The 12,355-nt window shown below is 72.4% G+C and carries 8 protein-coding genes; 2 read left to right on the top strand and 6 right to left on the bottom strand.

Annotation, left to right across the window (positions count from 1 at the left end; all coding sequences use genetic code 11):
- Positions 1-25 precede the first annotated feature (25 nt).
- The 5 genes from IE108_RS16395 to IE108_RS16375 form a co-directional block, all read right to left on the bottom strand.
- Positions 26-1,762, bottom strand: coding sequence for an LCP family protein (locus tag IE108_RS16395; RefSeq protein WP_064728238.1), 1,737 nt, complete (start codon positions 1,760-1,762; stop codon positions 26-28).
- A gap of 205 nt (positions 1,763-1,967) precedes the next feature.
- Positions 1,968-3,659 carry an LCP family protein gene (locus IE108_RS16390; RefSeq protein WP_189397676.1) on the bottom strand — a complete coding sequence of 564 codons (1,692 nt, stop codon included), beginning with the start codon at positions 3,657-3,659 and terminating at the stop codon, positions 1,968-1,970.
- A 195-nt stretch (positions 3,660-3,854) separates the two neighbouring features.
- Positions 3,855-5,549 (bottom strand): LCP family protein, encoded by a 1,695-nt coding sequence (locus IE108_RS16385; protein WP_064728237.1) that lies wholly within the window; start codon positions 5,547-5,549, stop codon positions 3,855-3,857.
- A gap of 260 nt (positions 5,550-5,809) precedes the next feature.
- The gene (locus IE108_RS16380; protein WP_064728236.1) at positions 5,810-6,952 is read right to left on the bottom strand and encodes an LCP family protein; all 1,143 of its coding nucleotides are present in this window, start codon (positions 6,950-6,952) and stop codon (positions 5,810-5,812) included.
- Between the two features lie 274 nt (positions 6,953-7,226).
- A complete protein-coding gene (locus tag IE108_RS16375; RefSeq protein ID WP_064728235.1) occupies positions 7,227-7,991 on the bottom strand; it encodes a TIGR03089 family protein in 765 nt (254 codons plus the stop codon).
- Between the two features lie 139 nt (positions 7,992-8,130).
- Between IE108_RS16375 and IE108_RS16370 the strand changes: the two genes are divergently transcribed.
- Together IE108_RS16370 and manB are read left to right on the top strand one after the other, a co-directional pair.
- Positions 8,131-9,492, top strand: coding sequence for a peptidoglycan recognition protein family protein (locus IE108_RS16370; RefSeq protein ID WP_064728234.1), 1,362 nt, complete (start codon positions 8,131-8,133; stop codon positions 9,490-9,492).
- A 103-nt stretch (positions 9,493-9,595) separates the two neighbouring features.
- The gene (gene manB / locus IE108_RS16365) at positions 9,596-10,678 is read left to right on the top strand and encodes a mannose-1-phosphate guanylyltransferase (RefSeq protein ID WP_064728233.1); all 1,083 of its coding nucleotides are present in this window, start codon (positions 9,596-9,598) and stop codon (positions 10,676-10,678) included.
- A 614-nt stretch (positions 10,679-11,292) separates the two neighbouring features.
- Here the strand turns inward: manB and IE108_RS16360 are convergent.
- Positions 11,293-12,273, bottom strand: coding sequence for a DNA-3-methyladenine glycosylase family protein (locus tag IE108_RS16360; protein ID WP_064728232.1), 981 nt, complete (start codon positions 12,271-12,273; stop codon positions 11,293-11,295).
- Positions 12,274-12,355: the final 82 nt, after the last annotated feature.

Below are 12,355 nucleotides of genomic sequence, written 5' to 3'. Positions count from 1 at the left end.
AGAGACGCGCGAGGGGCCCGTCAGGTCAACTGGCGCACTGCTTCTGGTCGGCCGTGGACTTGTCCAGGTCCGGCGTCTCGACCGACTTGGCGTCGAGCTTGACCCCGGCGCCCTTGAAGTCCTTGCCGAGGGTGAGGGTCATGGTGGGCAGGCCCTGGGAGTTGGTGACGCTCTCGCCGGGCTTCATGGCGGCGCCGGACAGGCCGAGGATCTCGGCGAGGGCGCGGGCCTGGTCGGCCTGGTCGGGGGCGTACTCCAGGGTGGTCTTGGCGACCTCGCCCGGGGCGTTGCCGGCGTTCTCGGACTTGGTGACGCCGGCGTCGGTCTGCAGGTAGGCCAGCTCCTGCTGGGCGCTGCCGGCGGGGGCGCCGCCGTTCATGACGCGGACGCGGACCTCGGAGGGCTCCGACCGCTCGCCCTTGAGACGGGCGGCGACCGCGGCGGCCTCCTTCTTCTCCTTCTGCTTGACCTCGGTGAAGGAGATGTCGTTCCTGATCATGTCGAAGACCTGGGGACCCTTGGTCTCGTTCACGACCACCGTCGCCTTGACCTTCTCGGCGGGGTTGTCGATCACCGGCACCGTGGTGAACGTGATGTTCTTCGGCGGCACCTTCTTCAGCTCCAGGGCCATGTCCTTGAGCGTGCCCACCTTGCCGATGGCCTTGTCCACGGTCAGGGCCTTGGTCGCGGCCTCGGCGAGCTTCACCAGCTTGGTGGGGCTGGTCAGGGTGTCACTGGAGGACATCTTCCGCATGAGCGAGCCCAGGAACTGCTGCTGCACCTTGATGCGGTCCAGGTCGCCCTCGTTGCCGAAGGCGTGCCGGGTGCGGACGAAGGCCAGCGCCTGCTCGCCCTCCACCTTCGACTCGCCCGCGGGCAGCTTGAGATGGGACTTGGGGTCGTCCACGGCCTTCTCCACGCACACGTCGACGCCGCCGACCGCGGTGGTCAGCGTCTTGACCGCGTTGAAGTCGGCCATCATGAAGTGGTCCGGCTGGATCCCGGTCGCTTCCTTCACGGTGCGCATCGTGCAGCCCGCGTCCCGGCCGCTCTCGCCGAGGCTCGTGTTGAAGCGGACGTTCGAGGTGCCGGGGACGATCGTCTTCGTGCCGTCCTCCTGCACGGTCTCGCAGTCGGGGACGTCGACGATCAGGTCGCGCGGGATGCTGAGGGCGGTGGCGTTGGAGCGGTCCTCGGAGACGTGCAGCAGGATGTTCGTGTCCGCGTGCCCGACGCTGCCCTTGTCGCCGTAGCCCTCGTTGCCCTCACCGGTGCGCTTGTCGGTGCCGATGATGAGGATGTTGAAGGCCTCGTCCTTCTTGAAGCTGCTGCTTCCGGCGCTGCCGACGTCCGTCGTCGAGACGTTGCCCTCGAGGTGCTTGAGGTAGACGTAGCCGCCGACGCCGGCCACGAGGACGACGAAGGCCGTGCTGCCGCCGACCCAGAGCAGGGCGCGCTTGCCCTTCGACTTCTTCTCCGGCCGGCGTCCGCGCCGCCCCGGTGCCGGCTCCTCGGGCCTGCGCCGCCGCTGGGGCGGTACCTCGCGGCCGGGCGCGGCCGTACGCCGCCGCGCCGTGCCCGCGCCGCCGCCGGCGTCCTTGGCGGAACCGGGGGAGCGGGGTGCGCCCCGCCGGGGGCCGGGGACGGGCGACTGCGGTGCGGAAGGGGACAGTCGCAGTTCGTACTCACCGGTGCGTGGATTCAGTACCCACTGGTCTGCGGGATCGACATCGTCTGCCCGCCCACGTCCTTGCGCGTCCACGGTCTCCCAATCCTCCGTCGGGGGCCACGCGGCGCCTTCTCCGGAAGACGCACGATAAAGGGTCAACTAGTGCACGACGCCAGGGCTGGCCTCGCGGCAGGGGCACTGGAGCGCTCACACTATCCGTCCAGTTCAGCGGCGAACGACTCCGGTGTCACATTCGCCGCCCCTACAACAGGGCAATCCCTCCTATTTTCGTGAACTCCTACCATCGATAGGGCTTGTAGACGTCCATGCACTTGCCGGTGTCCGAGCCGTTGAGTGCGTCGCTGCTCTCCGGCAGGTCGCCCGCCTCGGGCGTCTTCTGCTTCGGATAGGACGTGCCCGAGCGCCAGTCAGCTCCCACGGCCAGCGTGATCCCCGACACGTCGGCGGACTTGTGCACCGCGCTCGCCGGGATGCCCAGCGCCTCGGCCACGCGTCGTGCGTCGCCCGCCAGTCCGTCGCTCGGGTAGCGGATCACGGTCCGCTCCTCGGAGAGCGCGGCGGTCGTGTCGGTGGCGGCCCGCGCGAAGCCCTTCTCCGTCAGCGCCCCGGCGACCGCGGCGGCCCGGCCGCTGACCGGGCCGAGCGTGTCGGAACGGGTGGCGTTCTGGACCAGGACGCCGATGTCGGAGTCGGCGGCGGGTTCGTCGGAGGGCCGCCCGGTGGAGCCCCCGGTGTCCTCCGGGTTCTCGGCGTCCTTGGCGCCTCCGCCGCCCTTGCCTCCCTTGCCTCCCTTGTCGTCGAAGGCCACGTCGTCGCGGACCATCGCCCACATCTTGTCCGCGTCGGCCGCCGGCAGCAGGTGGTTGGCGTCCTGGTCGTCCGGCACGGTGGGGATGGTCGTCATGGTGATGCGGTCCGTGGGCACCGTCTTGAGCTGCATGCCCAGGTCGTACAGCTTCTTGACGGTGCCGATCTCCTCGGAGACCGTCAGGGACTTGGTGGCGGCCTCGGCCAGGTTCATCAGGCGGCCGGTGTCGGTGAAGACGTTCTGCTGCTTCAGCGTCCGGATCATCGAGTTCATGTACATGTGCTGGGCGCGGGCCCGCAGCGGGTCGCTGCCCCAGGCGTGCCGGGTGCGCAGCCACTGGAGCGCCTGCTCACCCTGCACCTTGGTACGGCCGGCCTCCAGCTTCAGGCCCGAGCCGCCGGGCACGCCGGGCAGCGGGCGGTCCCACACGTTCTGGTTCACGCAGACCTCGACGCCGCCGACGGCGTCCGCCATCGAGACCACGCCCGCGAAGTCGATCGTCATCCAGTGGTCGATGTAGACCCCGGTGAGGTTCTCCCAGGTGGCCAGCGTGCAGCCGGCGCCGCCGCGGCCCAGCGACTCGTTGATGATGGTGTTGGTCGCCGGGAACTTCTCCCCGGTCTCGGCGTCCTCGCAGGCGGGGATGTCCACCCGGGTGTCGCGCGGGATGCTCACCACCGCCGCGCTCTTGCGGTCCGCGGACAGGTGGATCAGCATCTGCACGTCGCCCAGCGGCGGGTTGTCGCGGTTGTTCCTGCCGCCGCCCAGCGCCACGTTGGCGTCGGAGGCCCGGCTGTCGGAACCGATCAGCAGGATGTTCAGGGGGGTCTGCCCGGCCGCGTTCGGCTCGGTGCGCTGCGCCTTGGAGTCGCCGTTGCTGCGCGCGCCCTTCTCGATGTTGCCGTTCAGGTGCTCGTAGTAGAGGTATCCGGCGCCGGCCGTGCCGAGTATCAGCACCGCGAGGGTCGTCGCCGACCAGCGCAGCACCCGCCGCCGGCGCCCGGCGCGGCCCCGCCCGGGACGGCGGCGGCTCCCGCCAGGACGGCCCGGCCTCCCGGACGTGTCCGCACCGCCGCCGTCCCCGTCGCCGGTGTCCGTCCCACGGTCCTGCCGTACCGGGCCCGGTCGCGTTTCCTCCCCGTGCACACTGCCCTGCGTCATGTCCCTCTCCCACCCTCGGGCCCGCCGACGTGCCCCTGCGCGCGACCTGTCCGCACAGTTGGACGTCCGGGGCCCCTCGTTGGCTGTACGGCGGCCCCGACGGATTGCGCGCCCCCGAAAGGGCCGTCCCGTCCCGGCCGTCCCCGGCGCACCGATGGACTGTCGTCCTGTCAGACGGGTTCGGGGGCCCTCAGGTCACTTCGCGCACTCGACCTTGTCCGCGGTGGACTTCTCGACGCCCTCGGGCGTCTTGCCGGCGGCCGCGTTGATCTTGACTCCGGCGCCCTTGAAGTCCTTGCCGAGGGTGAGGGTCATGGTGGGCAGGCCCTGGGAGTTGGTGACGCTCTCGCCGGGCTTCATGGCGGCGCCGGACAGGCCGAGGATCTCGGCGAGGGCGCGGGCCTGGTTGGCCTGGTCGGGGGCGTACTCCAGGGTGGTCCTGGAGAGGTCGGCGGGGGCGTTGCCGGCGTTCTCGGACTTGGTGACGCCGGCGTCGGTCTGCAGGTAGGCCAGCTCCTGCTGGGCGCTGCCGGCGGGGGCGCCGCCGTTCATGACGCGGACGCGGACCTCGGAGGGCTCGGACCGCTCGCCCTTGAGGCGGGCGGCGACCGCGGCGGCCTCCTTCTTCTCCTTCTGCTTGACCTCGGTGAAGGAGACGTCGTTGGCCACCATGTCGAAGACCTGCTGCGCTGGGCCCTCCTTGAGCACGACGGTCGCCTTGACCTTCTCGGCCGGGTTGTCGACCACCGGCACGGTGGTGAAGGTCAGGTTCTTGGTGTTCAGCTTGCCCAGTTCGAGACCGAGGTCCTTCAGCTTGCCGATGCTGTCCAGCTGGGAGTCGACGGTCAGCGCCTCGGTGCCCGCCTCGGCCAGCTTCAGCATCTTCGACGGGCTGGTCAGCGTGTCGTTGGACTTCAGCTTGCGCATCAGGGCGCTGAGGAACTGCTGCTGGATCTGGATCCGGCTCAGGTCGCCGCCGAAGCCCACGGAGTGCCGGGTGCGCACGAAGGCCAGCGCCTGCTCGCCCTCGACGGTGTGCTCGCCGGCCGGCAGCTTCAGGTGCGAGTCCGGATCGTCGATGTCCTTCGCCAGGCACACCTCGACGCCGCCGACGGCCGAGGTCAGCGTCTTGACCGCGTTGAAGTCGGCCACCATGAAGTTGTCCGGCGTCACCCCGGTCAGCTCGGTGACGGTCCGCATGGTGCAGCTGGGCGTACGGCCGTCCTGACCGAGGCTGGTGTTGAAGCGGACGCCGGTGGAACCGGGGATGACCTTCTGCGTCCCGTCCTCCTGCGTGGTCGGGCAGTCGGGGACGTCGACTATCAGGTCGCGGGGGATGCTGAGGGCGGTGGCGTTGGAGCGGTCCTTGGACACGTGCAGCAGGATCGTGGTGTCGGCATGGCCGGCGCTGCCCGTGTCGCCGTAGCCCTCGTTGCCGCTGCCGGTGCGCTTGTCGGTGCCGATCAGCAGGATGTTGATGGCCTTGTCCTTCTGGAAGCCACCGGTGCTCGCGCCGTCGTCGGCGACGGACTGGATGTTGTCGTTGAGGTGCTGGAGGTAGAGGTATCCGGCGGTGCCTCCGGCCAGGACGACGAACGCCATGGTGCCGCCGGTCCACAGCAGGACGCGTTTGCCCCGCGACTTCTTCTTCGCGGGCCGCCGGCGCCCCGCCCGTCCCGGCGGCGGTTCCTCCGGGGCCGAACGACGCCTGCGCTGGGGCGGGACCTCGCGGTCCGGCGCGGCGGCGGGCGCGGCCCCCCGGGGGCCCGGCACGGGCGACTGCGCTGCGGAAGGGGGCAGTCGCAGTTCGTATTCGCCGGTGTCCGGGTTGAGTACCCACTGGTCCGCGGGGTCGATGTCCCCCGCCCGTCCACGGCCTTGCGCGTCCACGGTTGTCCGAATCCTCCGTCGGGGCCACGCGGCGCCCTCCCCTCAGGGCACCCGGTCTCGCTCGCTCGGTGCGCGGCCCGGGCGGAACCTGGGGGCCGGGCACACCGGATCGCTCACATTAACCGCCCGGTTCGCCTCGGGGCGATGGCAGTGACGCATGCCACGAAACTTACAACTGGGCAATCCAGCGCATTTCTTGGACAATTGTCCGTACTTTCATGCGTGCCTTGCTCAGGTCTTGCCGCGTCTTTGAAAGCGCTTTACTCGCAGACCTTTTCGTCGGCGGTGTTCCCGCTGAACGTCGGCGCGGGGGGCTCGGTGTCACCCGGCACGCCCCCGGCGGGCGCCGCGATCGTCACCGGCTCGTCCGTCCGCAGCCGGGCGAAGAGCCTCCCGGCATCCGGCTGCACGAGCTGGTCGCGATTGGGGTCGCCCGAGTACGCCTCCCTGGGGACGGTCAGGAACTGCACGCGCTCGGTGGGGACGTCGCGCAGCCCGCGCACGAGGTCGTACAGACCGCGCAGGCTCGCCAGGTTCGGGTCCGTGGTCAGCGACGACGTGGCCGCGTCCAGCACCGGGTACAGCTTCACCGGGTTCAGCAGTACGCCGTTGCTCTGCACCTTGTTCACGAGCGCGCCCAGGAAGCGCTGCTGCCGGTCCATCCGGTCGGTGTCGCTGCCGTCGCCGAGCGACTTGCGGGCGCGGACGTAGCCGAGGGCCTGCTCGCCGTCGAGGGTCACCCGGCCCGCCGGCAGCCGCAGCCCGGCGTCCTTGTCGTCGACCGGCTCGCGCAGGCACACCTCGACGCCGTCGAGCGCGTCGACCATCTTCTTGAAGCCCTGGAAGTCGACGACCACGTGGTGGTCGACGCGGACGCCGGTCAGCTTCTCCACGGTACGGATCGAGCACGCCGAACCGCCCGCCGCGAAGGCGTAGTTGAACTGGGCGAACACCGGCTCTGTGCGGGACCCGTCCCGGCCGCGGCAGCCGGGCACGTCCAGCATCAGGTCGCGGGGGAGGGAGACGGCGGTGGCGCTGTCCCGGCCCGCCGCCAGGTGCAGCAGGATCGTGGTGTCCGAGCGCTCGGTCCCGGAGTCCCGCCCGTAGCGCGCGTTGCCGTCGCCGGCGCGCGAGTCCGAGCCGATCAGCAGGACGTTCTGAGCGCCGCGGACCAGGGCGGTGGGCCGCTCCCTCTCGTACCGGGCCAGCTCGGCCGCCGCCGCCTCGTCCGACGTGATGTTGCCGCTCAGCTTGGCGTACACCGCCCAGCCGACGCCCCCGGCGCCGGCGGCGAGCACGGCGACCGCGATCCCCGCCCGGCCCAGCCGCCGCCTGCGACGCCGCCGCTTCAGCCCGGCCCCGGACGCGGACGCCCCCGCCGCCTTCCCGGCGTCATCGCTCACGTCTCCCTCCGTCCCGCACGCGTGCGCTTTCACGATCATGCGGGGCGGGGGTGGGAGACGCGGAACGATACTGAGCCGAACGGGTCGGACTCGCTCAGCTGCGGGCAGTCGTGCCTCCGCCAGTGCCTGAACGGCCTGGGAGGTACCCCCAGGGCGGCACGGGTGGGCGGTGGGGGAGGCACCCCGCAACGCCGGGCCGCGACACCCCCCCCCGCCCCAGCTCGGACCCCGGGCGCCCTGTCAACGCCGGATCAGCACCCCCCGTACACCCACCTCACCGAGCCGTCGCAGAAACCCTCTCCGCCTCGATCCGCTGATCCAGCACCCCGTCCCCCGCCCGCTCCAGATGCCGGCACAACACCACCGACCCCCCACTCGCCAGCGGCCCGTACAACCCCGCGCTCAACCCCTCCCAGGTGTCGTACGGCAGCCCCGACAGGATCCGCGCCCCCGGCCCGGTGAGCCCGAGCCCAGACGCCTCCGCCCGTGCCCGCTCCACGACCTCCGCCCCGCTGAACTCCCGCCCCGCGACGATCAGCGCGGGCGCCTGCGGATCCACCGGCGCGTACGGCACGAACCGGTCCCCCTGCCCCGGCACCTCCACCGCGTAGTCGGCGAAGCCCTCCGGCGCGTGCGGTGCGAACCGCCCCCCGAGCGGCCGCAGGGCCAGCGCGATCCGCGGCCCCGAGCACGCGCGCGCGGCGTCCAGCGACTCCGCGTCCGGCCCGCTGACGACCACGTCGGCCGACGCCGCGTCACCCGCCACGTCGGCGACGACCCCCACCGACGCACACGCCAGCAGCCACACGGCCGTCTGCCAGTGCGCGGGCAGCAGCAGCGCGACCCGGTCGCCGGGTTCGACGGAGAGTTCGTCCTGGAGCAGGTTGGCTGTCTTGGCCACCCAATTGGCGAACGTGGCCACGGACAGTTCGACGCGTTCGCCGGTGGCGTCGTCGTAGAAGGTCACGAGGGGGCGTCCCGGGTCCGCGGCGAGCGCGGAACTCAGCAGGTCGGCAGGGGTGCGGTCGGTCGCGTTCATCCGCGCAAGCGTACGCGGCCCCCAACACCCGCACCGAGCGGACGGCGTACCGCGTCACCACCGGTTCGGACGAAAGGACCCTACGGGCCGTCAGATCTCCAATGGACATATTTGAATGGTCATGTCCAGTATCAGGGGTATGCGTGGATTCCTTGCTTCCTCGATCGGTGTCACGTGCGCGGCGGCCCTGGCGGTCCCGCTCACCCCACCCGCGGCGGCGGCCACCTCCGCGCCCCCGCCCCCGCCCACGACCGAGCGAGCGGCGGGCGCCGAGGCGTACGCCCCCGGCGGCACCCAGTCGCTGCCCCTCGCCCCCCTCACCGCCGACCGCGCCCCCGGCGCCGCCGCCCAGGGGCTGCCCCGCCGCGACGTACGGCACTTCTCGCTCGTCGGCGTCGTCTGGGACAACCCCGGCACGGCCCTCCACGGTCGCGTCGAGGTCCGCACCCGTGCGACCGCCACGGGCGCCTGGTCCCCCTGGCAGGAGTTGGAGACCCACAACGCCGAGCACTCCGCCGACCCCGGCACGCCCGAAAGCGCCTCGCGCCGGGTCCGCGGCGCCACCGCACCCCTGTGGGTGGGCGAGTCGGACGGGGTGGAGGTGCGGGTACGGGCGGAGAGCGGGCCGGAGACCGCCCGCGCCGCGGCACCCCTGCCCGGCGGCATGCGCCTGGAACTCGTCGACCCCGGCAAGGGGGCGCCGCCGGCCAGGGCCCCCGAACCGGAGGAGGGGCCCCGCACGACGACCACGTCCGGCGGGACCCCGGCCGCCGCCGAAGCGGTCGCCGCCTCCGCCGCCAACGCCGGCCTCGCCCCGCTCGGCGCCACCGAGATCCCGGCCCTGAGCCAGGCGGAGACCGAGGCCGAACTCGGCGCCGGGCAGCACACCAAGCCGTTCGTGGGCGCCCGCCCGAGCATCACCACCCGCCACGGCTGGGGCGCGGACGAAGGGCTGCGCGAGAAGGGCTTCGTGTACACGAAGAAGGTCAAGGCCGCCTTCGTGCACCACTCGGCCACCGGCAACAACTACCGCTGCTCGCAAGCCTCGTCGGTCATCCGCAGTATCTACCGCTACCACGTCAGGAGCACCGGCTGGCGCGACCTCGGCTACAACTTCCTCGTCGACAAGTGCGGAAACATCTACGAGGGCCGCGCCGGGGGCGTGTCCAAGGCGGTACTCGGCGCCCACACCCTGGGGTTCAACTCCAACAGCATGGGCATCGCCGTCCTCGGCACATACAGCGACAGGAAGCCGTCCTCGGCCGCCGTGAAGGCGATCGCGCGGCTCACCGCGTGGAAGCTCGGCATCTACGGCATGAATCCCGACGGGAAGACATACCTGAAGTCCGGTGGTGGCAATCTCTACCGAAAAGGTAAGAACGTACGACTGAACGTCATCTCAGGTCACCGCGACGGCTTCGCGACGAACTGCCCCGGCAAGCTGCTCTACGGCAAGCTCGACACGAGCCGCGCGAAGGCCGCGCGGTACCAGGGCCGCTGAGGGCGGAACACCGCACGGCCGTCGAAGGCACCGAGGAACGGTCTGCATACACTGGCCGGCCGAAAGACAGTTCGGCCGGTCCCGGCAGGAAGCAGAGACGACGGTGACAGAAGCGATCCTCCTGGTCGGCGGCAAGGGCACGCGGCTGCGGCCGCTCACGGTGCACACCCCGAAGCCCATGGTCCGGGCGGCCGGGGTGCCGTTCCTCACGCACCAGCTGGCGCGGGCGAAGGCGGCGGGCGTCGACCACATCGTGCTCGCGACGAGCTACCTGGCCGAGGTCTTCGAACCGTACTTCGGCGACGGCTCGGCGTTGGGGCTGCACCTCGAGTACGTCACCGAGGAGGAGCCGCTCGGCACCGGCGGCGCGATCCGCAACGTGGCCTCGCGGCTGCACTCGGGGCCGGACGAACCGGTCCTGATCTTCAACGGCGACATCCTGACCGGCCTCGACATCGCCGCGCTGGTCCGCACCCACGAGACGACGGGCGCGGACGTCTCCCTGCACCTGACGAAGGTCACCGACCCCAGGGCGTACGGGCTGGTCCCCACGGACGGCACGGGCCGGGTGCTCGCCTTCCTGGAGAAGCCCCAGACACCGGAGGAGATCGTCACCGACCAGATCAACGCGGGGGCGTACGTCTTCCGCCGCTCGGTCATCGACACGATCCCGGCGGGGCGGCCCGTCTCGGTCGAACGGGAGACCTTCCCGGACCTGCTCGCCAACGGGGCGCACCTCCAGGGCATGGTCGACTCCACGTACTGGCTGGACCTCGGCACCCCGGCGGCCTTCGTGCGCGGCTCGGCCGACCTGGTCCTCGGCCGCGCCCCGTCCCCGGCCGTACCGGGCCGCTGCGGCGACCGCCTGGTCCTGCCTACGGCCCAGGTCGCACCCGACGCGAAGCTGGCAGGCGGCACGGTGGTCGGCGAGGGCGCCTTCGTGGCGGAGGGTGCGCGCGTCTTCGGCAGCACGATCCTGCCGGGCGCGGTGATCGAGCCGGGGGCGGTCATCACCGACTCCCTCATCGGCACCCGCGCCCGCGTCGGCACCCGCTCGGTCCTCAGCGACGCGGTCATCGGCGACGGGGCGGTCATCGGCGCCGACAACGAACTCCGCTCCGGCGCCCGCATCTGGTGCGACGCCCACATCCCCCCGGCGGCCCTGCGCTTCTCCTCGGACACGTAACGCCGCACGGCCGTGCGGGGCCGACGCGCCTCCTTCACCGCGGACACCTGTGCCGTCGGGGGCGCGCCTGCCCCCGCCCAGCCCAGCCCCTTGCCTCCGTCACCACGGGCACCTGTGCCGTGGGGGGCGTTTGCCCCGCCCAGCCCCTTGCCTCCGTCACCGCGGGCACATGTGCCGTCGGGGGGCGTTTGCCCCCGCCCAGTCGCGCGCCTCCGTCGCCGCAGGCAGCCGCGTGACCGCGGGCGCGCGTGCCCCTCCCGTTACCCGCGGGCGCGCGTCCCCGTCTCGTTACCCGCGGGCACGCTTCTCCCTCCCGTTACCCGCGGGCGCGCGTCCCCGTCTCGTTACCCGCGGGCACGCTTCTCCCTCCCGTTACCCGCGGGCACGCGTCCCCCTCCCATTACCCGCGGGCACATGTGCCGCCTGGGGCGGCACGGGTGGGCGCGGGCGGCACCCGGCAAGCGCCGGGCCGCGTCACCCACCCAGCGCCGACTGCGACGCCCTGCACCTGGCCGGCGCCGGTCCCGTGACCCAACTGACGCGCCGACTGCGACGCCCGGCACTTGGCCGACCCCGGGCCGCATGCCCACCCCGCGCCCACGGCCACGCCCCGCTCAGATCCGCTCGATCCCCCGCGGAGCCATCCGCGGCGCCCGCCTCCCCGGCACCCGCCCGCTCAGCAGCACCAGCCGAGCCGCCCGATGCCGCTGCCCGGCGTATGGCTCCAGCAGCCGCAGCATCTCCGCGTCGTCCGCGTACCGGTCCCCGCCCAGCGCGAACCCCACGATCCCCGGCAGGTGCAGATCCCCGACCGTCACCGCGTCCGGCGCCCCGTGACTGCGCTGCACGGTCTCCGCCGACGTCCACGGCCCGATCCCCGGTACGACCTCCAGCCGCGCCTGCGCCGCCGCCGGCTCCATCCCGGCCGCCTCCTCCAGCCGCGCCGCGACCCGCACGGCCCGCAGGATCGTCGACGCCCGCTTGTCGTCCACCCCGGCCAGGTGCCACTCCCAGGACGGGATCAGCGCCCACGTCCGCGCCGACGGCATGACGCACATCCGCCCGGGCGCGGGCCCCGGCGCCGGCTCCCCGAACTTCCGGACGAGGATCCGCCACGCCTGGTACGCCTCCAGCGTCGTGACCTTCTGCTCCAGCACCGAGGGGATCAGCGACTCCATCACGAGGCCGGTCCGGGTCAGCCGCAGCCCCGGCCGCCGATGCCGCGTCAGCGCCAGCAGCCGGTGCCTGGGCACGAACGCGGACGGGTCGTCGTCGGCGCCCAGCATCCGCGGCAGCCGCTCCAGCAGCCACTCCGCGCCGGGCCCCCAGGCCTCGCCCCGCACCTCGTCCCCCCGCGCGGTCACCCGCAGCGTGCCCGGCCCGGCGGGTGTGCGGCTGGTCCGCCACACGGCCCCGTCCGGCGTCGTTCGGAACGTCGGATCGCCCGGCCCCCGGCGCAGCGGCCCGAGCACCAGCCCCAGCTCCAGCGGCCCGTCCGGCACCCACACCCGTACCCGGCCCGGCGCGAGCCCCTGCCGGGGTATCCCGCCGCGCACGTCGGCGCGCGGGTGCCGGGGGGCGAAACGTCCTGCCACGAGTGAGGGTCCTTGAACGAGAAGAGCGGGAGGGCGAAAGGGCGAAAGGGCGTAAGAAAGGGAGAAGTCCTCTACGAGAGTA

Source organism: Streptomyces parvulus (assembly GCF_014648855.1).
Lineage (GTDB): Bacteria > Actinomycetota > Actinomycetes > Streptomycetales > Streptomycetaceae > Streptomyces > Streptomyces parvulus.
The sequence above is the reverse complement of the archived record's forward strand: the minus strand, read 5'-3'. Positions and strand labels throughout refer to the sequence as shown.

Bases quoted from the DNA above. Each gene is read 5' to 3' on its own strand.
- IE108_RS16375 (WP_064728235.1), bottom strand. From the start codon at position 7,991: ATGAACGCGACCGACCGCACCCCTGCCGACCTGCTGAGTTCCGCGCTC.
- IE108_RS16390 (WP_189397676.1), bottom strand. From the start codon at position 3,659: ATGACGCAGGGCAGTGTGCACGGGGAGGAAACGCGACCGGGCCCGGTA.
- IE108_RS16370 (WP_064728234.1), top strand. From the start codon at position 8,131: ATGCGTGGATTCCTTGCTTCCTCGATCGGTGTCACGTGCGCGGCGGCC.